The 24,675-nt window shown below is 65.6% G+C and carries 11 protein-coding genes and 2 pseudogenes; 9 read left to right on the top strand and 4 right to left on the bottom strand.

The features are described from left to right. The 3 genes and pseudogenes from HCU64_RS25495 to HCU64_RS23860 form a co-directional block, all read left to right on the top strand. Nucleotides 1-76, top strand: a pseudogene (locus tag HCU64_RS25495) (HAD family hydrolase); the annotation flags it as partial. Nucleotides 77-602: 526 nt separating this feature from the next. Beyond that, nucleotides 603-2,906, top strand: a complete 2,304-nt coding sequence (locus HCU64_RS23855; protein WP_233386903.1) for an FdhF/YdeP family oxidoreductase — start codon at nucleotides 603-605, stop codon at nucleotides 2,904-2,906. Between the two features lie 204 nt (nucleotides 2,907-3,110). Then, nucleotides 3,111-3,233 (top strand): annotated as a pseudogene (locus tag HCU64_RS23860) (integrase); the annotation flags it as partial. Nucleotides 3,234-3,472: 239 nt separating this feature from the next. Here HCU64_RS23860 and HCU64_RS23865 read toward each other — a convergent pair. Then, the gene (locus tag HCU64_RS23865) at nucleotides 3,473-4,426 is read right to left on the bottom strand and encodes a GlxA family transcriptional regulator (RefSeq protein WP_233386904.1); all 954 of its coding nucleotides are present in this window, start codon (nucleotides 4,424-4,426) and stop codon (nucleotides 3,473-3,475) included. 128 nt (nucleotides 4,427-4,554) lie between these two features. Between HCU64_RS23865 and HCU64_RS23870 the strand changes: the two genes are divergently transcribed. From HCU64_RS23870 to HCU64_RS23890, 5 genes are all read left to right on the top strand, one after another. Then, entirely contained in the window at nucleotides 4,555-5,472 is a 918-nt protein-coding gene (locus HCU64_RS23870) for an alpha/beta fold hydrolase (protein WP_233386905.1), read from the top strand. A gap of 86 nt (nucleotides 5,473-5,558) precedes the next feature. Beyond that, nucleotides 5,559-6,047, top strand: coding sequence for a DUF302 domain-containing protein (locus HCU64_RS23875; RefSeq protein ID WP_233386906.1), 489 nt, complete (start codon nucleotides 5,559-5,561; stop codon nucleotides 6,045-6,047). 1,084 nt (nucleotides 6,048-7,131) lie between these two features. Then, nucleotides 7,132-17,706 carry an Ig-like domain-containing protein gene (locus HCU64_RS23880; RefSeq protein WP_233386907.1) on the top strand — a complete coding sequence of 3,525 codons (10,575 nt, stop codon included), beginning with the start codon at nucleotides 7,132-7,134 and terminating at the stop codon, nucleotides 17,704-17,706. Nucleotides 17,707-17,869: 163 nt separating this feature from the next. Next, the gene (locus HCU64_RS23885) at nucleotides 17,870-19,570 is read left to right on the top strand and encodes a type I secretion system permease/ATPase (protein WP_442786008.1); all 1,701 of its coding nucleotides are present in this window, start codon (nucleotides 17,870-17,872) and stop codon (nucleotides 19,568-19,570) included. 14 nt (nucleotides 19,571-19,584) lie between these two features. Further along, nucleotides 19,585-20,934 carry an HlyD family type I secretion periplasmic adaptor subunit gene (locus HCU64_RS23890; protein WP_233386960.1) on the top strand — a complete coding sequence of 450 codons (1,350 nt, stop codon included), beginning with the start codon at nucleotides 19,585-19,587 and terminating at the stop codon, nucleotides 20,932-20,934. Nucleotides 20,935-22,170: 1,236 nt separating this feature from the next. Here HCU64_RS23890 and HCU64_RS23895 read toward each other — a convergent pair. After that, on the bottom strand, nucleotides 22,171-22,503 hold the full coding sequence (locus HCU64_RS23895; protein WP_233386909.1) for a hypothetical protein: 333 nt from the start codon (nucleotides 22,501-22,503) through the stop codon (nucleotides 22,171-22,173). On the opposite strand from HCU64_RS23895, the gene HCU64_RS23900 reads away from it, so the two are divergent. Further along, entirely contained in the window at nucleotides 22,502-22,756 is a 255-nt protein-coding gene (locus HCU64_RS23900; protein ID WP_233386910.1) for a hypothetical protein, read from the top strand. The two genes, HCU64_RS23895 and HCU64_RS23900, sit on opposite strands and share 2 nt — an antisense overlap. A gap of 554 nt (nucleotides 22,757-23,310) precedes the next feature. Here HCU64_RS23900 and HCU64_RS23905 read toward each other — a convergent pair. Then, nucleotides 23,311-24,090, bottom strand: coding sequence for an SDR family oxidoreductase (locus tag HCU64_RS23905; protein WP_233386912.1), 780 nt, complete (start codon nucleotides 24,088-24,090; stop codon nucleotides 23,311-23,313). Nucleotides 24,091-24,216: 126 nt separating this feature from the next. Further along, on the bottom strand, nucleotides 24,217-24,672 hold the full coding sequence (locus tag HCU64_RS23910) for a carboxymuconolactone decarboxylase family protein (RefSeq protein ID WP_233386913.1): 456 nt from the start codon (nucleotides 24,670-24,672) through the stop codon (nucleotides 24,217-24,219). Nucleotides 24,673-24,675 lie beyond the last annotated feature (3 nt).

Below are 24,675 nucleotides of genomic sequence, written 5' to 3' on the forward strand. Positions count from 1 at the left end.
ATCCGGGGCCGTCAGGGTCTACGAGGATCCCGCCGATCTGCTCAAGCACCTGGACGAGGTCGGAGGCAGGCGTTGAGAAAGTCTTCCGTGAAGTTGAAAACAGTAAGGAGATCGGTGGATACTCCCCACACGCGGACCTAAACCAACGCCACACTGCTATCGACTGCGTTTGACATGCCGCTTTGGCACCATGAAAATCCGACATGAGATCCTTGGGGCCGCAGAAATCGCAGAAGGAATGTCCGCTTTTGGGGGTGGCGCGATCGCCTGAACGGCGAGGTTGGGTTGAAAGCGGCGTTGCTCGAAAGGGTTGATTGTCGCCAGTCCGCTTTCAGGAGGCAAAGCCTAAGAAGCGGTCATTCCCCTGACCATCACAGCTCAGCAGCTTCGTGTCCAACCTCCTAGTAGAAGCCGCTTTTCGACGTTTCTCGAAGCAGCCGTTCCTCTTGCCACTATCTCGGCGGCTTCGCCCCGCCGTCGGCGATCCCGATCTGCGCCAGCCTTGATGTGCGCGGGCAGATCAGGCGGGCCGCGGCCAATTGGCAAGCCGTGGAACTCCCGATTCGAGGTGAGGTTGCCGAGGATCAGCGAGGAGCCAGCCTGTGAGCGACGTCGAGATCGAGCCCTACGACGATCCAGCGGGCGGCTGGGGCTCGGCCCGCTCGCTCGTCGAGATTCTGACACGCGAACAGATTCCTATCTCGGGCGCGGCTCTGCTGTTGAAGCAGAACAAGCCGGGCGGCTTCATGTGCGTGTCCTGCGCCTGGCCAAAGCCGGCGAAGCCCGCGACCTTCGAGTATTGCGAGAACGGCGCCAAGGCGACGGCTTGGGAGCAGACTCGCAAGCGCGTCGGTCCCGACTTCTTCGCGAAGCATACGGTCGCCGAGTTGCTGACTTGGACGGATTTCGATCTGGAGGCGCAAGGTCGGCTTACACATCCCCTGCGCTACGATCCGACGAGTGACCGCTACGCTCCGATCTCATGGGAAGACGCGTTTGCGGAGATCGGCCGCGAATTGTGCGGCTTCGATCCGAAATCCGTCGTCTATTATTCGTCCGGCCGCGCTTCGCTTGAAACCTCGTACATGTATGGGCTGTTCGCGCGGCTCTACGGCAACAACAACCTGCCCGACTCCTCCAACATGTGCCACGAGCCGACTTCGACGGGATTGAAGGCGTCGATCGGCGTGCCGGTGGGCACCACGGTGCTGGAGGATTTCGAGAGCACGGACTGCATCCTGTTTTTCGGCCAGAATGTCGGCTCGAACGCACCGCGGATGCTGCATCCGCTGCAGGATGCTCGGCGGCGCAAGGTTCCTATCATCACCTTCAACCCGCTGCGCGAGCGCGGACTGGAGCGCTTTACCGACCCGCAATCGCCCGTGGAGATGCTGACCAAGTCGTCCACGCGGATCTCGACGCAGTATCATCAGGTAAAGGCGGGAGGCGACATCGCGGCGATCACCGGAATGTGCAAGGCGCTCCTCGCGACCGACCGGGAGACGCAGGCGGAGGGGCGGCCGCGCGTGCTCGACGCCGTCTTCATCGCCGAGCACACCTACGGCTTCGAGGATTTCGTCGGCTTCTGCGATCGCCAGGACTGGGCAGTGCTCGAAAAACGATCGGGGCTAACGCGCGAGGCGCTGGAAGCCGCCGCCGCCGTTTACGGACGTGCTGAGCGGGTCATCGGCATCTACGGCATGGGGCTGACCCAGCATCGTAAGGGCACCGAAACGGTTCAGATGCTCGTGAACCTCATGCTGCTGCGCGGGAATATCGGCAGGCCGGGGGCGGGGCTCTGCCCGGTCCGCGGTCATTCCAACGTGCAGGGCCAGCGCACCGTCGGCATCGCCGAGAAACCGGAGCTGGTGCCCCTCGACAGACTCGCCGACCTCTACGGCTTCGAGCCGCCGCGCGATAAGGGCCTGAACACGGTCGAGGCCTGCGAGGGCATCATCGCTGGAAGCGTGAAGGCCTTCATTGGCCTCGGCGGCAATTTCGTGCGCGCGATTCCTGATACGGAGCGGATGGAGGAAGCTTGGCGCAGCATGCGTCTGACCGTGCAGGTCTCGACCAAGCTCAACCGGTCTCACCTCGTCAACGGCGCGGTCGCCTACATCCTGCCCTGCCTCGGACGGATCGAGATCGACGAGCAGGCGGCTGGTCCGCAGGCGGTCTCGATGGAAGATTCAACCTCCTGCTTCCACGGTTCTGTCGGCGTCACCAAACCGGTGAGCGATCACGTGCGCTCAGAGCCCTGGATCGTCGCGGGCATCGCCAAGGCAACCCTGCCGCCGAACCCCAAGGTCGACTGGGATGCGTGGGTCGGCGACTACGCCAAGGTGCGCGACGCCATCGAGGCGACCTATCCGATGGTGTTCAAGGATTTCAACGCGCGTCTGTTCGAGCCGGGCGGCACCCACAAGCCGCTCGCCGCGCGCGAGCGTCGCTGGGATACCGAAACGGGCAAGGCCAATTTCGTCGTGCCTCAGGGCCTCAACGAGGATCCTGACATGCCGGCCCGGCACGCAGACGTGCTCGACCTGATCACGCTACGCTCGAACGACCAGTTCAACACCACAGTCTACGGCTATCACGATCGCTTTCGCGGGGTGAAAGGCACCCGGCAGGTGCTGTTCATGAACGAGGTCGACATCGCCCGGCTCGACCTCGCGGACGGCGATACCGTCGACGTCGTCACGGAATCCAACGACCAGTATGTGCGAGCCGTGAAGGGGCTCAGAGTGGTCAAATACAGCATCCCGGAGGGCAATTGCGGGGGCTACTATCCCGAGTTGAACGTGCTCATCCCGCTCTCTCATCACGACGAGCAGGCTAAGACGCCAGCGGCGAAGGCGATCCCCGTCCGCATCGCCAAGGCAGGACCGAGGCCGATGCCAAACTGACCATTCGCAGCAATGAGCGCTGACCGCAGATCTCTATTTCGTGCAACGCGTCACGATCGTTAATGAAGCGGAGCAATGAGATCGGCAATCTGTTCGCCAATCTAGGGCAATTGCTTGCGGCCGGCTTCAGCCGGCTGCTTCGCGGCCATTGTTCGCTGGACGATGTCCTAAGCTTAGGTCCGCTTTCGGGACACTTACGCAGTGCGCGGGAAGAACCTGCGCGCCTGCCAGCTGCTGCTGGGGCACACGAAGCTTGAGAGCACGGTACGCTATCTCGGGATCGAAGCAGACGATGCGTTGGTGATGTCCGAGCAGACCGACATCTGACATTCACCTCGGCGGCCAATTTGGCCGTCGCACCTACCCCCTTCGTCCAACAAGGGTGGATAGCAGGCTTTGCTGCCCAGCCCGTGAGCGGACGTTCGGCTGCGAGAACGGTGGGTTGTCCAAGCAGGAGCCGTCGGCGCAGCCTCAGGCAGACACGTGCAAGGCGGCCGGCGACACCGGCTTGGAAGTTGCTGGAGTGAGAGGCCTGCACCTCCAGCGCGATCTCTCCCATGGACGGCTCAAGCGGTCTGGCCGGGATCGTGATGACGGACGCTGCGCCGGATGACCTGGGGTGGCTGACCGAACGCCCGCAGAAAGGCCCGCCGCATCCGTTCCCGGTCGGCGAAACCCGTCTCCCGAGCCACTGTGTCGAGCGAATGCCGGCCGTCCTCCAGCATCGTCCGGGCGGCCTCCAGGCGAAGGTTCTCTACCGCCTTCGCAGGTGATTGGCCGGTCTCCTCCCGGAAGATGCGGCTGAATTGGCGCGGGCTCAGATGGGCAGCGTCGGCCAGTTCCTCCACCGAGAGTTCGTTCCTCAGGTTGCCCCTAGCATAGGCCAGGACTTTCTGGACTCTGTCGGACCGCGGCTGAAGTTCCAGCAGCGCGGAGAACTGTGACTGGCCCCCCGTCCTGCGATGGTAGACGACGAGCATCCTGGCGATGCCCTTCGACATCTCGGGCCCCAGATCGTCCTCGACCAGAGCCAGCGTCAGATCAATCCCGGCCGTCATGCCGGCCGAAGTCCAGACGTTGCCGTCTGAGACGAAGATGCGGTCGTCGTCCACCTTGATTGTCGGATAGAGCCGCTGCAGGTCGCGGGCGTGGGCCCAGTGAGTCGCCGCCTTCCGGCCGTCGAGCAGGCCCGCCTCGGCCAGGAGGAACGCCCCCGTGCAGGTCGCGGCGACGCGGCGCGCAGTCGCCGCCGTCTCGCGCAACCGTTCGACGAGGCCCGGCGCCGAGGCATCGACCCTGACTGAGCCCACGACGATGATCGTGTCGAAGCGCCGGCCGGAGAACGGCTCCGACTTGATGACCATTCCGATGGAGGTCCGGATCTCCCCACCCCCTTCCGACAGGAAGGTCACGTCGTAAAAGTCCCGGCCGAGCTCATGGTTGGCCAGCTCGAAGGCCGTCAGGGGCGCGAGGTTCATCACCTGGAACCCTGGGAACAGGACGACACCAATAGACGGCACGAGGGGCCTCGCGAATGTCTTAAAAGGTTGGATGTTCGACATATGGGATATGGCGGGGTGCGTCTAGGTTCGATCGCAACAGGCACGGGCGACACCCCGCGCCGGCCCGTCGCCAAGGAACTCTTCCCATGACCACGCAAAGCATCACCATCCTCGGACGGGACGCCGAGGACCACACAAGCCGCTGGCTCACCTCCGGCGAGATCGCCGTAGCGACCCTGCGGGACGGGACCCGCATCCGCTACGTCCGGGTGGGAAGCGGGCCGAACCTTGTCCTGACTCACACCGTGCGGACGCAGCTCGACCTGTTTCAGCGTGTGATCCCGCTGCTCTCGCCCCACTTCACGGTCTTCGCCCTCGACTTGCCGGGTTTCGGCTGGTCGGACCTGAAGCCGGACGCCCCGAAGGACGAGCCCGCCCTGCGGGCGGCCCTGAGGGAATTCATCGCGACACTCGGTATCGAGCGCCCGATCCTCGCGGGCGAGTCGATTGGCGCGACGCTGTCGCTCTCCCTAGCCGCCGAACTCGGCGACGAGGTCGAGCGGGTCTTCGCCTTCAACACCTACGACTATCTGCCGGGACTGGAACGCTCGAACCTTTTGGCCTCGCTCATCATCAAGAGCGTGCGGGCGCCGGTCGTCGGTTCGGTCTTCGCCGCGCTGGAGAACCGGTCCATCACCGGCGGCATCATGAGTGGGGGCTTTCACGACCCGCGCAGCCTGCCCTCCGACCTTCTGGACGAGTACTCCCGGGTCGGCGCTCGTGCCGGTTACAGCAGGGCGGCGCGGACGCTACTCAAAGCGCTCCCGAGCTTCGTCGCGGCCCGCGCCCGCTATCGCTCGGTCACCGCGCCGGTCACGTTGGTCTGGGGTGACAAGGACTGGGCGAACCCGCAGGACCGCGCCGGCGTCGAGGCCGCACTCCCGTCGCCCGAGGTCCTCACACTCAACCGGACGGGGCACTTCAGCGCCCTGGAGCGTCCGCAAGCCTGGGCCGACATCATCCTGGCTCGGACAACGAAGCCGAAGGTCTCGGCCGTCGGTTGACGGCCGGCGGCCGACAAGCCGCGCGAGCGGCCGTCGTGGCCCACGCCACCACATCCCCTCACCCGAAGAAGCGAGGATCGACATCCATGTCCGAACAGATGACCTCGACCCACATCACGGTCGAGCACGTGACGCTCCGCTCTCCCAAGACCTACGAGGCGGTGCGCGCCGCCCTGGAGGCTTCGGTGCCTCCCCTCGATCACGCATATGCCGGGCTGCTGCGCGACGGAAAGGTGGACGCGGCGCGTGACCTCCTCGAACGGCAGGCGCCGCTCTCGATCTTCGGCGCCCGCGACCATGGCGGTCTGCTCCTCACCGCCGGCCTAACCCGCAAGGCCGTCCAGTACGACATCGGCAATCCGCTGACGGCCGCGCGGATGACCCGGCACGTCCTCTCCGCCGCTCAATACGCGCCGATCCGGGTGCTCCTGCGCGAGGATGCCGAGGGCGTAGTCGCGTTCGAATACGACCGCCCAGTCACAACCTTCGGACAATTCGCAAATCGGGAGGTCGACGCCGTTGCGGCTGACTTAGACGATCAGCTCAGGGGCGCGCTCGCTGCCGCAGCTGCTTGACTTTAAACGAGCAGTGGATGGGCTGCTTGCCGACCGTCGTGTCCGTTAAGCTTCGTCCACGAGAACGGCCGGGAAGCAGACAGTCCAAGAGTTCGCGAAGGGTCGGAAGCAGCATGTCCCCTTCCGAGCGGACGGACAAATTCCGTTCTTGGCCTAATGCGGCGTTGACTAGTGACTTGGATGGGTGGAAAGCGGTCTGGCTGCTTCCAAACGAGAAACCCGCAAAATCGGACATTAGGCGATCGACAGAAGTTGGCCGAAAGCAGAAAGGCTGCCTTCGGAAACGCAGGTGGAAAGGCGGGCATTATTGCGTTGCGGCCGATGCGTCATCTTCGGTCTCGCTTCCACCAAGGCTGTCCAAGACACTTGCCTTCTTTTTTCTTCGATGAATGGCCGGGAAGTTGCTGCCGGCACGCTGCCTGGAAAAACCCAGCGGAACTTGAGCTCGAACGCGATCGCAAGCCCCGATCTTGGCGCCTAGGATCGACTGCGAGGTGGCCGGTGATGCGCGCTTCCGCCAGTCTGCTTTGCTCGGGCTCTCCAGCGAGTCGGGCCGCAACGTAGCCCTGGCCAAGGCTTTGGCCGCACGGCTTGGAATCCCGCCCCGCCAGTCGGGTCTGAGCGGGTACGTTCCGTTAGGATCTTGAAGCGTCGGATCGACCAAGCGATTACCAAAAGCGGAGGCGGCCTGCGTGGACCCGCGCCGAGTGCGGAGGTCGGGCTCAATGTCACTTCGCGCCGCTCTGCCGAAACGTGAATATTGTTTTTACTAGCCGTTAGTTTTTTGGCCGACATTTTCAATTTTTGACTGAGTTAATGTTTTCTTAAATAATCAAATCAGTGTCGATTTATTTTTGAATTTCAAACTTGTTCCGTCAAACGTCGGAATTTTGCTTAGAAAAAACCTTTCCCATACTAGTACTAGCGCCACAGCCCCGGTCGTTCGACAAATCGCTCGACGATTAATTGGCGCATTGTGGGCTGAAAAACTCGGCTTTGCTTGCGTCTCCGAAAACTCTGCTCGGCATGCATTTGTTAAATTCGATGCGTGCCGAGATTGCGGGTCCGGTCTCGGGGATTGATCATGGCGGTTACGCAGACCTTCGAATCTTCTGTCGGCCTGAATGGCAACCCGATCACCATTGGCGGTTTCATCTATACTCAGCGGACGTCCTCGACGGCGACTTCCGGCAACTTGGTCATTCAAAAGGAATTGCTGAGCGATGCAGCACTGTTTGCGTCGAGTGGATCGGGATATCTGTCGATCTCGCAGACCTCGGGCGCTGCCTTCGATCTCAACTCGCTGTCCATCAACAGAGACATCGCGCTGCTGCCGACGACCTTCATCGTCGGATACCGGAACGGCGTTCAGGTCGGCGTCTATCAGGATACAAGCCTTCTCAATCTCGGCGAACACAACGTCACGCTCGGAGGACCGAACTGGCAGGGCCTGACGGAAGTCAGGATCTTCAATGCGAACAGCCTGCTCGACGTGAGCGTCGGCGTCGGGTTCGGCATCGACAACGTCAACACCACCGACGCGATCGCACCGGGGGCCCCGACCTTGTCGGCCGGCGTCGGCGCCACGGCCGACAACACGCCGACGGTGACGGGAACGGCCGAAATCGGATCGACGGTCACCATCTACGATGGCGCAACGGCGATAGGGACGACGACGGCCGGCGCGAATGGCCTCTATGCCTTCACGCCGACCACCGCCCTTTCGGACGGGGCGCATAACCTCAGCGCACGGGCGACCGATGCCAGCGGGAACGTCAGTCTCGCGTCGCCGGCTGCGTCCTTGCGGATCGATACAGTGGCTCCGACGGCACCGGTTCTGGCGGCTGGGACCGGGCTGAGCAATAGCCACACGCCCGCCATCACGGGAACGGCCGAAGCGGGCTCCACCGTCACGATCTTGAACGGCGCGACGGTTCTCGGTTCGACCGTCGCCGCGGCCGACGGCACATTCAGCTTCAAGCCCGCGGTGGGACTCGCTGATGGAAACTACGTCCTCACCGCGACGGCCGTCGATGCAGTCGGGAATACGAGCATCGTGTCGAGCGCGATCGGCCTGCGCATCGATAGCGTGGCGCCGGGTGCGCCGGCCGTCACGGCCTTCACGGGGCCGACCAACAATACGGCACCGGTCATCACCGGCACGGCTGAGGCGGGCTCCACGGTCACGATCTCCGACAACGGCACCGTGCTGGGGACGACAGTCGCAGCCGCCAACGGCACGTTCAGCTTCACGCCGACCGCCGCTCTGGCGCAGGGCGCCAACAGCTTCACGGCCACCGCGAGGGACGCGGCCGGCAACGTCTCGGTCGCGTCAGCTGCCGTCGCCCTGACCATCGACACCACGGCCCCGACCGCTCCGGTGATCAAGGCCTTCACCGGGCCGACCAACAGTACCACTCCGGCCATTACCGGGACTGCGGAAGCCGGGGCCACGGTCACGATCTCCGACAACGGCGGCGTCATCGGAACCACTGTCGCCGGAGCGAACGGCGCGTTCAGCTTCACGCCGACCGTTGCGCTGGCGGCCGGCAACAACAGCTTCACCGCCACCGCCCGGGACGCGGCCGGCAATGTCTCGGGCGCCTCCGCGGCGGTCGCCCTGACCATCGACACCACGGCGCCGGTGGCGCCCGTCCTCGCGGCTCTTACCGGCCCGACCAACAACACGAGCCCGACCATCACCGGCACGGCCGAGGCGGGCTCCACCGTCACGATCTCCGAGAACGGCACCGTGCTCGGCACCGCCGTGGCCGGGGCCAACGGCGCCTTCAGCTTTACGCCGGCTACCGCGCTCGCGGCCGGCGCCAACAGCTTCACCGCCACGGCGCGAGATGCGGCCGGCAACGTCTCGGGCGCCTCTGCGGCGGTGGCCCTGACGATCGACACGACGGCGCCCGGCGCGCCGGTCATCGCGGCCTTCACCGGTCCGACCAACCACACGACGCCGACCATCACCGGCACGGCCGAGGCGGGCGCCACCGTCACGATCTCCGATAACGGCACGGTGCTCGGCACCGCCGTGGCCGGGGCCAACGGCACCTTCAGCTTCACGCCGACCACCGCCCTGGCGCAGGGCGCCAACAGCTTCACGGCCACCGCGCGGGACGTGGCGGGCAATCTCTCGGCGGCCTCGGCCGCCGTTGCGCTGACGATCGACACCACGGCGCCCGGCGCCCCGGCAATCACGCCTTTCGCGACCCCGACCAACAACCCGACCCCGACGATCACCGGCACCGCCGAAGCGGGCGCCACCGTCACGATCTTCAACGGCACGACGGTGGTGGGAACCGTCACCGCCGGAGCCAACGGCAGCTTCTCGCTGACACCGACCGTGCCGCTTCCCCACGGCACCGCGACCCTGACGGCGACGGCGCAGGATGCCGCCGGCAACCTCTCCGTCCCCTCCGCCGCAGCGACCGTCGTCATCGACACCCATGTGCCGGGCGCGCCCGTCGTCAATTCCATCGCGCCCACCAACGACACCACGCCGGACATCACCGGCACGGGCAATGCCGGCGACACCATCATCATCAAGAACGGAGGCGCTACGGTCGGCACCGGGACGGTTGCCGCCAACGGCACGTTCAGCGTCACCGTGACCACGGCCCTGCCGGAGGGCAACTCGGCGCTCAGCGTCACTGCCACGAGTCCCGGTGGGACCGTCTCACCGGCCGCACCGGTGACCGTGCTGGTGGACACGACCAATCCGCTGGCTCCCGTGATCACGGCCTTCACGGGGCCGACCAACGACACGACGCCGACCATCACCGGAACGGCGGAAGCCGGCACCACCGTCACGATCTCGAACAACGGCGCGGTGCTGGGAACGGCGGTTGCGGGCGCCAACGGCACGTTCAGCTTCACGCCGGCCACCGCGCTGGCAGCCGGGACGGCCAACCTGACGGCGACGGCGAAGGATGCGGCCGGGAACCTCTCTTCGGTCTCCGCCACTACGTCGGTGACCATCGATACCACCGCGCCCGATACGCCGGCGCTGAATCCGTTCGCCGGGCCGATCAACACATCCACTCCGACCATCACCGGCCATGCGGAGGTGGGTTCGACGGTGGTGACGATCACGGCCGGCGGCACGATCATCGGCACGGCGGTGACCGCTGCCGATGGCAGTTTCTCCCTGACCCCGGCCCAGCCGCTGCCCGACGGGGTATCGACCCTGACCGCCACGGCGCGCGATGCCGCCGGCAACCTCAGTGCGGTATCGGCACCGTTGACCGTCACCATCGACACCCACGCACCGGGGGCGCCGTCGATCACGGCCTTCGCCGGGCCGACCAACAGCACCACCCCGACCATCACCGGCACGGCGGAAGCCGGGGCCACCGTCACGATCTCCGACAATGGGACGGTGATCGGCACCGCACTCGCAGGCGCAAATGGCGCCTTCAGCTTCACGCCGGCCACCGCTCTGGCGGCCGGTGCCAACAGCCTCACCGCCACCGCACAGGATGTTGCCGGCAACGTCTCGGCCGGCTCAGCTGCCGTCATCCTGACGATCGACACCCTGGCACCTGCGGCGCCAGTCATCGCGGCCTTCTCCGGCCCGACGAACAACACCGCGCCCACCATCACCGGCACGTCGGAAGCCGGGTCCACCGTCACGATCTCTGACAATGGCACCGTGCTCGGCACCGCTGTCGCCGGAGCGAACGGCATCTTTAGCTTCACTCCGGCGAGCGCGTTGCCGGAGGGCGCCAACAGCCTCTCCGCGACTGCCAGAGATGCGGCAGGGAACCTCTCGGGCGCTTCTGCGGCCGTGGCTCTGACGATCGACACGGCCGCGCCCGGCGCGCCGGTCATCACGGCCTTCGCCGGGCCGACCAATCACGCGACGCCGTCCATCACCGGCACGGCCGAGGCCGGGTCCACCGTCACGATCTCCGACAATGGCACCGTGCTCGGCACTGCCGTCGCCGGAGCCGACGGCGCGTTCAGCTTCACGCCGACCGCGCCTCTCGCGGACGGCGTCAACAGCTTCACCGCCACGGCTCGCGACGCGGCGGGCAATCTCTCGGGCGTTTCCGCGGCCGCTGCCCTGACCATCGACACGGCGGCGCCGGGCGCGCCGGCCATCGCGGCCTTCACGGGACCGACCAACGACTCGACACCGACCATCACCGGCACGGCAGAGGCCGGGGCGATCGTGACGGTGTTCAGCGGCACGACGGTGCTGGGGACCGTCACTGCCGGCGCCAATGGCAGCTTCTCGCTGACGCCGACCGTGCCGCTGCCCGACGGCACCGCCTCCCTGACGGCCACCGCCCGTGACGCGGCCGGCAATCTCTCCGCCTCGTCGGCGGCCACGTCCGTCGTCATCGATACGCACGTGCCGGGCGCACCCGTCGTCAACTTCCTCGCGCCCACCAACGACACCACGCCGATCATCACCGGCACCGGCAATGCCGGCGACACGATCACGGTCAGCAACGGCGGCACGCCGATCGGCACCGGCACCGTTGCGTCCGACGGCAGCTTCAGCGTGACCGTGACCACGCCCCTGACCGAGGGAAGCTCCACGCTCACGGTGACCGCGACGAGCGCGAGCGGGACGGTCTCGGCCGCCGCGCCGGTGACCGTGCTGGTGGACACGACCGATCCGGTGGCCCCCGTCATCGCGGCCTTCAGCGGGCCGACCAACGACACCACGCCGACCATCACCGGCACGGCGGAAGCCGGCACCACCATCACCATCCTGAACGACGGCGCGGTCCTCGGCACTGCCGTGGCCGGGCCCGATGGCAGCTTCAGCTTCACGCCGACGGCGGCCCTTCAGCCGGGCACTGCCAACCTGACGGCAACGGCGACGGATGCGGCCGGAAACGTCTCGCCGGTCTCCACCGCCGCATCACTGACCATCGACACCTCTGCACCGTCGGTGCCGACGCTGACGCCGTTCTCCGGGCCGATCAACACGGCCACTCCGACCATCACCGGCCATGCCGAGGCCGGCTCGACGGTGGTGACGATCACCGCCGACGGTACGGTCATCGGCACGGTGGTGTCGGCCCCGGATGGCAGCTTCTCCCTGACCCCGACTCAGCCGCTGCCCGACGGCGTTTCGACCCTGAGCGCGTCGGCCCGTGACGCAGCCGGAAACCTCAGCGCGGTCTCGGCACCGCTGACGGTCACCATCGACACCCATGCGCCCGATGCGCCGTCGATCGCGACCTTCACCGGGCCGACCAACAGCGCCACTCCGACCATCACCGGCACTGCCGAGGCGGGGGCCACCGTCACGATCTCGGATAACGGCACCGTGCTCGGCACCGCCTTGGCCGGCGCCGACGGCACGTTCAGCTTCACGCCGGGCAGCGCGCTCGGGGAGGGCCTCAACACCCTCTCGGCCACGGCGCACGACGCAGCTGGCAATGCGTCGGCGGCCTCCGCCGCCGTCGCCCTGACGATCGACACGGCGGCCCCGGGTGCACCGACCATCTCGGCCTTCACGGGGCCGACCAGCGACTCGACGCCGACAATCACCGGAGCCGCCGAGGCCGGCACGACCGTGACGGTCCTCAGCGGGACGACGGTGCTCGGAACCGTCACTGCGGGTGCTGACGGCAGCTTCTCCCTGACGCCGACCGTGCCTCTGCCCGACGGCACCGCCTCGCTGACGGCCACAGCCCGGGATGCGGCAGGCAACCTTTCGGCGGTGTCGGGAGCCGTCGCCCTCGTGATCGACACGCATGTGCCGGGCGCACCGGTGGTCGATTTCGTCCCGCCCACCAACGACACCACACCGGTGATCAGCGGCACGGGCAATGCCGGCTACACGATCACCATCAGCAACGGCGGCGCGCCGATCGGCACCGGGACAGTCGCTCCCGACGGCAGCTTCAGCGTCACCGTGACCACGGCCCTGCCGGAGGGCAGCTCCGCGCTGACGGTCACCGCCACCAGTCCAGGCGGAACGCTCTCGCCGGCCGCACCCGTGACCGTTCTCGTGGACACGACCGTCCCCGTTGCCCCCGGCATCACGGCCTTCACCGGCCCGAACAATGACGCCACGCCGACGATCACCGGAACCGCCGAAGCCGGCACCACCGTCACGATCTCGAACAACGGGGCGGTGCTGGGAACAGTCGTCGCCGGACCGGACGGCAGCTTCAGCTTCACGCCAACCGCGGATCTCCCTCAAGGGACGGCCAACCTGACGGCGACCGCGACGGATGCGGCCGGCAACGTCTCGCCGACCTCCGCAGCCACCACGCTGACCATCGACACCTCCGCGCCCTCGATCCCGACGCTGACGGCGTTCCCGGGGCCGGTCAACGATGCAACGCCCACCATCACCGGCCATACCGAGGCGGGTTCGACGGTGGTGACGATCACCAGCGGCGGCACGGTGATCGGCACGGCGGTGACTGCCGCCGACGGCAGCTTCTCGCTGACTCCGACCGTACCGCTGCCCGACGGCACCTCGACCCTGATCGCCACGGCCCGCGACGCGGCCGGAAACCTCAGCGCAGTCTCGGACCCACTCACGGTCACCATCGACACGCTCGCGCCCGGCGCTCCGGTCGTCGCGGCCTTCGCCGGTCCGATCAACAGCACCACGCCGACCATCACCGGCAGCGCCGAGGCAGGGGCCACGGTCACGATCTCGGACAACGGCTCGGTAATCGGCACGGTCATCGCGGGCACCGACGGCGCTTTCAGCTTCACTCCGACCAGCGCTCTGTCTGCCGGCGTGAACAGCATCACGGCCGTCGCTCACGATGCGGCGGGCAATGCCTCGGGCGTTTCCGCGGCGGTCGACCTGACCATCGACACGACGGGCCCCAGCGTGCCGGTCATCACGGCCTTCACCGCCCCAACCAACATCACGACCCCGACCATCACCGGTACGGCGGAAGCCGGAGCCACCGTCACGATCTCCGACAACGGGGCCGTGATCGGCTCCGCGGTGGCGGGAGCGGACGGGACGTTCAGCTTCAGCCCGACGAACGCGCTGACGGAGGGCGTCAACCACTTCACGGCCACCGCTCAGGACATTGCGGGAAACCTCTCGGGAGTGTCAGCGTCGGTCTCCCTGACGATCGATCTCACAGCACCGGCAAGTCCCGTCATCGCGGCCTTCGCCAGCCCGACCAACGACGCCACGCCCACCATCACAGGCACGGCCGAGGCCGGCTCCACGGTCACGATTTCCGACAATGGCACCGTGATCGGCACTGCCCTGGCGGGGTCGGACGGGATCTTCATCTTCGTGCCGACGGGCGCCTTGGCAGACGGTACCAGCAGCTTCACGGCCACGGCACAGGATGCTGCGGGCAATGTCTCGCAGCCCTCCGCGGCGGTTGCTCTGTCGATCGACACCTTGGCTCCCGCCGCTCCGGTCATCGCGGACATCGCAAGCCCGAGCAACCTCGCAACGCCGACCATCACCGGGACGGCCGAAGCTGGAGCCACCGTCACGATCTCTGACAACGGAACGGTGATCGGCACCGCCGTGGCGGGGGTCGATGGTACTTTCAGCTTCACGCCAACGACCGCGCTGGCGGAAGGTGCCAACAGCCTCACGGCCGTCGCTCAAGACATTGCGGGCAATGCCTCGTCCGCGTCCGCAGCGGTGGCTCTTACCATCGATACGATTGCCCCAATCGCTCCGGTCATCGCCAACGCCACGGGTCCGACGAACGACGCGACGCCTACCATCACCGGGACGGCCGAGGCCGGCTCCACGGTCACGATTTCGGATAATGGCAGCGTGCTCGGCACCGTCTTGGCGGGCGCCGATGGCACGTTCAGCTTCACGCCGACGAGCGATCTGGCCGGCAGCAACAGCTTCACGGCGGTTGCCCATGACGCGGCCGGCAATATCTCACCCGCATCCGCAGCGGTGGTTCTGACCATCGACACCACCCTACCGGACGCTCCGGTGATCGCGGGCTTCGCAAGCCCCACGAACGACACGACGCCGGACATCACCGGATCGGCCGTGCCCGGGTCCACCGTGACGATCTCCGAGAATGGCACGGTGATCGGTACGGCCCTTGCCGGCCAGGATGGCGGCTTCAGCTTCACCCTGGCCTCCGCGCTGACTGACGGCACCTATAGCCTCACCGCGACCGCAACGGATGCCTTGGGCCACGTCTCGGGCTCGTCCGTGCCGGTCGCCCTGACCATCGATACAGTTGCTCCCGACGCTCCGGTCATCGCTGACTTCGCGACCCCGACCAACGACCCCGCTCCGGCCATCACCGGAACGGCCGAGGCTGGCTCCACAGTCACGATCTCGGACAACGGCACCGTGCTCGGGACTGCCGTTGCCGGGGCCGACGGGACCTTCAGCTTCACCCCGGCCACCGCGCTGGCGGATGGCCTCAACACGCTCACCGCAACCGCCCACGATGCAGCTGGAAATCTCTCGGGAGGCTCGGCGGCGGTTGCCCTGACCATCGATACCCTCGCTCCCGTTGCTCCCGTGATCGCGGCATTCGAAGGACCGACGAACGACACGACGCCGACGATCACCGGAACAGCCGAGGCCGGCGCTACCGTGACGATTTCGGACAACGGCACCGTGCTGGGCACCGCCATCGCCGGATCCGACGGGACCTTCAGTTTCACTCCTGGCACCGAGCTCGCGCTCGGCAACAACAGCTTCACCGCCGTCGCGCAGGATGCCGCCGGAAACAGCAGCACCGGCTCCGATCCGGTAAACGTGGTGATCGAGGCTGGCCCGCCGGTCGGCGGCGACACCACGGCGCCTGATGCGCCGGTCCTGACCGCCCCCGCCGGACCGACGAACCAGGCGACGCCGGAGATCGCGGGCACGGCCGAGGCCGGTTCGACGGTGAGCATCTGGGACGACGCGAACCTGCTCGGCACCGCAGTGGCTGGCGCCGACGGCAAGTTCGTCGTCAGGTTGGCGCACGCGTTGCCGGAGGGGACGGCGGACCTGACGGCGACTGCGACGGACGCGGCTGGAAACGTCTCGAACCCCTCCGAGATCTTGTCCGTGGTGATCGATCTCACCGCACCCGGCACTCCCGTCATCACGGCTGGCAGCGGGGAGACCCAGGAGACCACCCCGCCCATCACCGGCAGCGGCGAGGCCGGGACTACCGTCACCCTATGGGAAGGCTCCACCCAGATCGGGTCGGCCGTCGTCGACCCGGACGGGACCTTCACCGTCAGGCCCGACGCTCCTCTCACGGAAGGCGGGCACAACCTTGCGCTTCAACTGACCGACGAGGCCGGCAACAGCAGCGCAACCGCGCCGATCGACGTTACCGTTGTTGCTGGCCCAGGCGGCGGGACCACGGCGCCGGTGCTGGTCGGTGACGTCAACCAGGAGGTGGCGCATGCGCCGGCCGTGAGCGGCAATCTTCTGTCGAACGATACCGGTACGGGCCTCAAGGTCACGTCCGTCCAGTTTGCCGACGGTGTGCAGACCCCAATCCCGGAGACCGGAACGGTCAAGGTCGTGGGTCAGCACGGAACGCTGATCGTCGGAGCGGATGGCAGCTACAGCTACCAGGCGATCGGCGCGACCAACATCATCGACGGCGCCCATGCCGTCGAGCATTTCACCTACACAGCGACGGACGCGTCTGGCGCCACGGCCCAGTCGAGCCTCGACATCAGCTTGACCGGTCAGGCACCGGCTGAGAGTGCGAGCTTCGACTTCGCCTTCACCGACGCGAAGGTGATGCTCGCTGGCGAAGCACTGGTGCTGGTCGGTCCGGATGGCGTGACCCGCGACATCAGCGGCATCGATGCCCTGCACTTCACCGATGGCGACATCCAGAACAACGACGGACACCAAGTCGTGGACGACGTCTACTACTACGCCAACAATCTCGACGTCTGGCGCGCGCATGTCGACGCCGACGTGCATTACGAGACCTACGGCTGGAAGGAAGGCCGGGACCCGAACCCGTATTTCCATACGCAGGAGTACCTGGCGGCGAATCCCGACGTCGCGGCCGCCGGCGTCAACCCGCTCGAGCACTACCTGACATATGGCGAGCACGAGGGCCGGAGCACGGGCTCCGACTTCTCCGCGGCGGCCTATCTCGCCAGCAATCCGGACGTGGCGGCGGCCGGGCTCAACGCCCTGTATCACTACCTCACCTACGGTCCTGATGAAGGCCGGTCGGCCCTCGCCGGCCAGGACGAGCGCCAGTCGGTTTCAAACGGGGGGACGGGTTCGCCCGGTCAACCGAGCGATCCGAGCGGTCCGAGCGGTTCTGAGATCGACCCGAACTATCATCCGGGCACTGCTCCGGGAGGATCGGCTCAATCGCTCCACGACTTCGATGCTGGGTCCTATCTGGCCCGATATCCTGATGTCGCGGCTGCCGTCCCTGCGGGAAGCGATCCGGCAACCTTCGCTCTGCAGCACTACCTCACGTTCGGAGCGAGCGAGCACCGGGATCCGAACGCGGTCTTCGACACCGCCTATTACCTCCAGCAGAATCCCGATGTGGCCGCATCAGGCATCAACCCGTTGCTGCATTACGAAACATACGGATGGCACGAGGGCCGCAATCCGAGCGCGTCGTTCAACACGAACGCCTATCTGGCCAGCCATCCAGACGTCGCACAGTCCGGCATCGACCCCCTGGAGCATTACCTCCAGACGAGTGGGCAATTGAGTCACGCAGCATAGGCAAAATCAGGCACGAACACTGCGGCTATCTCAGTGATCGTGCCTTCACTCCGGCCTGAAGTTTCGCGTTGCAGGAGTCAGGATCTTGGCCTCGACCACTGGATCCCAGGAAATTGCATCTGCCCTCAGGAAGTGCCGCGCCGCCTCTCTTGGCGTTGCGGCCATGAGCGGCCTCGTCAACGTGCTTTACCTGACGGGCTCGTTCTTCATGCTGGAGGTCTACGACCGCGTCATCCCGAGCCGCTCGGTGCCGACGCTCATCGGCCTGATGGTCCTCGCGCTGGTACTTTTCGCATTCCAGGGTGTCCTGGAGACCCTGCGCGCCCGGATCCTGGCCCGCATCGGCTGCGCGCTGGACGAGACCCTGTCGGCCCGCGTCTTCGATCTCGTGGTGCGCGCCCCCCTGAAGGGCGCGGCTCCCGGTGACGGGCTGCTCCCCTTGAGGGATCTCGATCAGATCCGGGCGTTCCTCGGCGGAGCCGGCCCGGGCGCCTTCTTCGACCTACCCTGGCTGCCGATCTACCTCGTGATCTGCTTCCTGCTGCATCCGCTGATCGGTGTGGCGGCCCTGGTGGGCGCGGCCGTGCTGGCCCTGATCACGCTCACGACAGACCTCTCCACGCGAAAACCCACCCAAGCCGCGACAGGACACGGCCTGCGCCGCAACGGGCTGGCCGAGGCCGGCCGGCGCAATGCCGAGGTTCTGACCGCGCTCGGCATGCAGGAGCGCATCGCGCAACGATGGGCTCTCGCCAACGACGACTACATCGGGTCGCAGCAGCGCCTGTCGGATGCTGCCGGCGGCTTCGGGGCCGCGTCGAAGGTTTTTCGCACGGCGCTGCAGTCGGGTGTTCTGGCGCTGGGCGCGTGGCTCGTGATCAACAACATGGCCACCGCCGGCATCATCATCGCTAGCTCGATCCTGGTCTCCCGCGCGCTCGCCCCGGCCGAACTGGCGATCGCCAACTGGCGGGGCTTCGTTCAGGCCCGGCAGGCCTGGGGCCGCCTTTCGGATCTGCTCAGCCGCATCCCCGAAGCCGATCGTCCGCATGCTCTGCCGGTCCCCAAGGGCGCACTCACCGTGGAGGGCGTCAGCATCGCGCCGCCGGGCACCCCGCGACTGGTGGTGCAGGACGTCAGCTTCGGCCTCAAGGCTGGGCAGGGGCTCGGCATCATCGGTCCGTCGGCATCCGGCAAGTCCACGCTGGTGCGCGCGCTGGTCGGGGTGTGGCCGGCGCTGCAGGGGAAGGTCCGGCTCGACGGGGCCGCGCTCGACCAGTGGTCGAGCCGCGATCTCGGGCTGCATCTCGGTTTCCTCCCCCAGGAAGCGGAGCTGTTCGCCGGCAGCGTCTCGGAGAACATCAGCCGGTTCGAGGAGGGCGCGGATGCCAAGCTCGTGATCGCCGCTGCCGAAGCCGCGGGCGTCCACGAGCTGATCCTGCGACTTCCCAAGGGCTACGACACCCAGATCGGCGAAGGCGGCCGCGGTCTGTCGGCCGGCCAGCGCCAGCGGATCGGATTGGCCCGGGCGCTCTACCGCGATCCGTTCCTCGTCGTCCTCGACGAGCCAAACGCCAATCTCGACAACGAGGGTGAGAACGCGCTGACCCAGGCGATCCTGGGCGTGCGCGAACGCGGCGGCATCTGTGTGGTCGTGGCCCATCGGCCGAGCGCCCTGGCCGCCGTCGACCTCGTGCTGATGATGGCCGAGGGCCGGGCCCAGGCCTTCGGTCCGAAGGCCGAGGTCTTCAAGCGCGTGCTGCGTCCCACCTCGATCAAGGTCGAACCCGAAAAGGGCACGCGCCGTAAGAAGCCGGAGCCGAGCGTCGAGGCGATGGAGAATCAACTGCTGGAGAGCGCCTGATGGCTACCGCTGCGATGACGGGCGACGCGCTGCCCCGGCTTCCCGTCAAGGTTCCGCCGCGGCTGCGGCCCCTCGCTCAACCGTCGATCAAGCGACACCTGGCGCTGACCTTCTTCCTGGCGGCAGTTCTCGTCGTCGGCGTGGGCGGCTGGGCGACCTACACGCAGATTGCCGGAGCCGTGATCGCACCGGGCCAGCTCGTGGTCGTCTCGGACGTGAAGAAGGTGCAACACCCCACCGGCGGCGTCGTCAGCGAACTTCGGGTCCGCGACGGCGACAGGGTCAAGGCGGGTGACGTTCTGATCCGGCTGGACCAGACGCAGACCAGGGCCAATCTCGACATCGTGCTCAAGGCTCTCGACGATCTCGCCGCGCGGCGGGCCCGGGACGAGGCGGAACGTGACGACGCGAAGGTAATCACCTTTCCCCGCGATCTCCTCGAGAGGGCCGGATCGGACGAGTCAGTCGCGCACCTGATCGAGGGCGAGAAGCGTCTGTTCACGGCCCGGGTCGCCGGCCGGGAGGGCCAGAGGGCCCAGTTGCGCGAGCGCGTGGCCCAGCTTCGCCAAGAGATCGCCGGCCTGATCGAGCAGACCGGCGCCAAGGCCCGTGAGATCACCCTGATCGGGTCAGAACTGACCGGCGTGCGCGAGCTCTTCAGCAAGAACCTGGTTCCGTTCTCGCGGGTGACGGCCCTTGAGCGAGACGCGGCGCGCCTGGAAGGCGAACGCGGTCAACTGATCGCCTCGACGGCTTCAGCTCGCGGCAAGATCTCCGAGACCGAACTGCAGATCCTGCAGATCGACGGGGACATGCGATCGGACGTGGGCAAGGACCTCGCCGAGATCCGGGGCAAGTGGTCGGAGCTGGTCGAGAAACGCGTCGCGGCGGAGGACCTTCTCAAGCGGGTCGATCTGCGCGCGCCCCAGGATGGCATCGTGCACCAACTCGCCATTCACACTATTGGAGGCTTGGTAACCTCCACTGAGCCGGCGATGCTGATCGTGCCTTTGGCTGACGATCTCGCAGTGGAGGTGAAGATTCAGCCCCAGGACATCGACAATGTCCGCGCGGGCCAGAAGTCGGTCCTTCGCTTTCCGGCCTTCAATCAGCGAACGACGCCGGAAATTGAGGGTTGGGTTAGCCGCGTCTCGGCGGACGTCACGACCGACCAGAAGACAGGGACGAGCTTCTACACCGCGCGCATTCACTTCGACGAAGCGCAGAAGGAGAAGCTCGGCCACGCGCGCCTAGTGCCGGGTATGCCGGTCGAGGCCTATCTGCAGATCAACGAGCGCTCGATCCTAAGCTTTCTAACCAAACCGCTGTCGGACCAAATCGCAAGAGCTTGGCGCGAGCGGTAAGACAGCAACGACCAAGTTTCCTTGCCACCACGAAGCTCAAATACGCGGTGCGATTCCCCGTTTGTAAAAATGCGAACCGGTCACTCAGTGCGGCAGAGCGTTAATAGAACCTTCGTAGTCTGCTTTTAAGAAATGTCGGAGGTCGCGGTCTACGTTCGCAATGGGCACGAACCTGCCGCTACTTCGGCAAAGCGGACGTCCGCTTTCGGGCAATACTCCACCTTCCGCGTACGGCGAGTTTGGGTCGATTTCGGACTGCGCTGCCCAACTTCATTGAGCGCCTGCTAATAAACGGGCTTTCCCTGCAAAGTAAAACTTTTTTCCCTGATCATCGGTTCAGGGAATTTCCTCGCAAGCGCCTCAGACCGATCATGAAATCTGCGCCAGCGCGCGGTTGAGTCAGCCCTTTCCGCGGAAATTGCCTGCTCATTCCGGTGAAACAGGGAAATTCAGTGCGAGACAGATTCGAGCGCGGCTGCACGCTCCACCAGGCAGTCGTGCGGAAACGGCCTTTGTTGACCCCTTAGTCCGGAATTTCAAAGCTGGCGGGCGGCTTGCCCAATGGGCCTGTGGTCTTACGGCAGGCTCACGCGCGGAGAATGTTTCGGTTCTGCAAGCAAAAAGTGCAGCATTCTGGCTGAGAATGTTCAGCTTTCCGCGAGCGGTCTTTGCGAACGCTGGAGATAAGTTCGGTCCTTCTGAGAGACTCGGTTCGTGCGTGCGTCTTGAATGTCGGAGCCAAAACCATCGCCGCAGCGCCAAGCGCTTCCGTGAGGACGGAGGCAGTGCGAGAACCGGATCGCGGCTGCTGATCACCCAACCCCGCCGTAGACTAGCGATTGCGCGATCCCCGAAAGCGGACGTACGTTCTGCCGCTGCTACGGCATCAAGCCGCCCATCACGGTCGTTTTGGCCTATAGATCGCGTGCTCCGAAGGGGCATAGTGAGCCGGCGGCGGATGACTTGGTTGGGTGAACTCGTGCCAGTCAAGGTTCAGGTGGCAAAACAAGAAAGCCAACGTTCTCTCCAGTAACCGCGTTAGGAGCTCTGTGCCATGCGCGAGTCCGGAAAGAAGACGCTGCCTCTGCCAAGTTGGGGGCAGCCTTGCAGCTCGCATCTCTGCCATTCAGCGGCTTAATCCCTTCCCCGCCGAGCTGATCGAGATCAAGGCTCCGCTGTCGCGGAACTGAGGGCACTGGAAGCTCTGCTGTTCTTCACGGTGCGACGGAGCAAAGGTCAGACAGCTTCGTCGGGCACTGGTGGATTGCCCCCTGCGAGCCAGTCCTTAGCATCCTGAAGGGAGTAGACCTCACGATCAACGTCATAGGCTCTGACGGTCCAGAGCAGCGTGCCCTCGACAAAGGCTTCCAAGCCGAAAGCGTGGCCCACGGCAATCTTTCCGTCCATCACGGTGTAGTCGTAGTGACCAACCTTACGCAGGGTGTATGCCGTCTTCGGGCGAGGGCACCGAGCCCGACCGCTCACGCCCACGCTCTTGGCGCGTGATGCGGTAGAAATTGGACTGACCTTTGTCCGTATGTCCAACAGGCAGGCGACCGCGGCGAACATGGCCGTCTCTCACAAGATGGTCGTTCAGCCCCCGCGTCAGTTGAACGATGTTTTCCTGACGCAACAAGCGCGAAAGCGCACATCGCTGTCGGTCGTTTCTGAAGCAGCGCGCCGTTCGGCGCCCACCCTAATGTCGGCGCAGAGCAGCCCGGCGGCTCGCCAGCCCAACTCTTTCACCACGCTGATGGGCGTGAACAGCCAGGGCATGATCGAGTATCCGGTACAGACGGCGAGCCTGAAGCAGGCCAAGTAGGCTGCACGGCGAAATGCCCGCTCGGCCCACCGTCACCGCCGCCATGTCGAAACGACCGGCGTCGACCTCGCCCTGATAAGCCCGACGTGCTTCTGGATTTGATCTATCCCTAGCCGGCTGGAAGAGGCCGAAGGTTCTTCGAAATTACCAGCGGGCCGAGCAGCCCGGACTGCAAGAGGCGCTCGACCCGCGATTGCCCGAGGAAGCGAGAGACGCTTCTCGGGGAACTCGGCAAGGCATGCGGGCCAGGCAACATTGTCGAGAGGCCACCTGACCCGCTGTCGCCCTGCGAGGTTCCAGAGCCCTCCCAGAGCAACTCGAAACATGCAGCTCGACCGCCACACGCTACATCAATCTCCAAGCGGTCCGAGCGACGATACATCGGTAATGGCATTATCTGGGCCGCCGCCATCAACCTCGTGGGGTGAGCCGATGACTGTCTAACCGCAATTCTACGTAGTCGCGTTATCTATTCGCAATTTGGTTCATCGGCCGTTTGGCTGAGGCCGAGCGCTCGGCGCTTTCGCTGCCACTTGGATCTTCATCGACCTATCCTAACCCATGCGCTCGGCCGATGACGAACGACTCGTCAGTTGGTCTGCAAGCCACGCCTGAAATGTCTGCGTCGATGTCCAGGCGCCCAGCTCAGGCGTGAGAGATCGATCGTCGATGGCGACACCGAAATAGGCGGCAATCTCGTCGCTCAGGACGGCGCGCGTGTCTCCGACACCTTCGTAGTATTGCGCCAGGAGCTGCGCGAGCGGCATTCGTTCGGGGCCTGCGATCTCGATCATCGCGTTGGCAGGCTCTATCGTTGCCAACTCTACAATCTTGGCCGCGACATCCGAGGCGGCGATGGGCTGGATTGCGGCTGACGTCGCCCGCGTCACGCCATTGGCCGTGGAAGCTTCGGCAATCGTACCGACGAACTCGTAGAACTGGGTCGCTCGCACGAGCGTCCAGGGGATGCCCGACGATACGACCAGCTCCTCCTGAGCGAGCTTGGCTCGGAAATAGCCGCTGTTCTGAAGCCTCTCCGTTCCGACGACCGAAAGAGCGACATGGTGCTTCACACCGGCAGCCTTCTCGGCCGAAGCCAAATTCTGTCCGGAGCGAGAGAAGAACTCGAGAGCGACATGGTCATCGAAGGACAGCGGGTTCGAAACGTCGATGACGACGCTGGCCCCGCCGAGGGCGACTTCTAGACCTTCGCCCGTGACTGCATTGACCCCGCTGCGGGGTGAGGCTGCGATGGCGCGATGCCCTTGAGCCTCAAGCATGGCGACCACCTTGGAGCCGATCAGCCCCGTGCCTCCGATAACGACGATCTTCATGTGATACTCCGTCCTAGCGTCATGGCTCGCCGATGAGATCCTGTTTGGAAAGGTGCCGAGCGGCGGCAGGCCGATATAGCGTTTGCCAAGAGATGCGCGGATCGCGGATGTCCCGCCTGATCGGCGTCAGGCCGCGGCAGCCTTCGGTGTGAGGCGGAAGGTTACTCCGATGCGGTTGTAGGCATTCATCAAGGCGATCGTAACGACGAGGTCCGCCAGATCCTTCTCCGAGAACACCTTGGCAGCGGCCTGATAATCCACGTCCGGCACCTCGGTCTCGGCAACCCCTGTCACGACCTCTGTGAAGGCCAGGGCTGCTTGTTCACGTTCGTCGAACAGCGGAAGCGCCTCGCGCCAGACCGGTACGAGGAAGAGCTTCTCCGGTGTCATGCCGGCTTTGATCAGGTCTCGCGAGTGTTGATCGATGCAGTATGCGCAGCCGTTGATCTGTGAAGTTCTCAAGAAGACTAGGTCGATCAGCTTCGCGCCGAGTTCCGTCTGGGAGTGAAGGTAGCCATGGACCGATCCGAGTGCCTTCATCGCCCCCGGAACGACGGATAGATGGTCTATACGTTGTGTCATCGA

Source organism: Methylobacterium sp. C25, from assembly GCF_021352225.1.
Classification (GTDB): domain Bacteria; phylum Pseudomonadota; class Alphaproteobacteria; order Rhizobiales; family Beijerinckiaceae; genus Methylobacterium.

Excerpts from the sequence above, each read along its gene's own strand:
- HCU64_RS23870 (WP_233386905.1), top strand. The coding sequence starts at position 4,555 with ATGACCACGCAAAGCATCACCATCCTCGGACGGGACGCCGAGGACCAC.
- HCU64_RS23875 (WP_233386906.1), top strand. The coding sequence starts at position 5,559 with ATGTCCGAACAGATGACCTCGACCCACATCACGGTCGAGCACGTGACG.
- HCU64_RS23880 (WP_233386907.1), top strand. The coding sequence starts at position 7,132 with ATGGCGGTTACGCAGACCTTCGAATCTTCTGTCGGCCTGAATGGCAAC.
- HCU64_RS23885 (WP_442786008.1), top strand. The coding sequence starts at position 17,870 with ATGAGCGGCCTCGTCAACGTGCTTTACCTGACGGGCTCGTTCTTCATG.
- HCU64_RS23890 (WP_233386960.1), top strand. The coding sequence starts at position 19,585 with ATGACGGGCGACGCGCTGCCCCGGCTTCCCGTCAAGGTTCCGCCGCGG.
- HCU64_RS23900 (WP_233386910.1), top strand. The coding sequence starts at position 22,502 with ATGGCCGTCTCTCACAAGATGGTCGTTCAGCCCCCGCGTCAGTTGAAC.
- HCU64_RS23895 (WP_233386909.1), bottom strand. The coding sequence starts at position 22,503 with ATGTTCGCCGCGGTCGCCTGCCTGTTGGACATACGGACAAAGGTCAGT.
- HCU64_RS23905 (WP_233386912.1), bottom strand. The coding sequence starts at position 24,090 with ATGAAGATCGTCGTTATCGGAGGCACGGGGCTGATCGGCTCCAAGGTG.
- HCU64_RS23910 (WP_233386913.1), bottom strand. The coding sequence starts at position 24,672 with ATGACACAACGTATAGACCATCTATCCGTCGTTCCGGGGGCGATGAAG.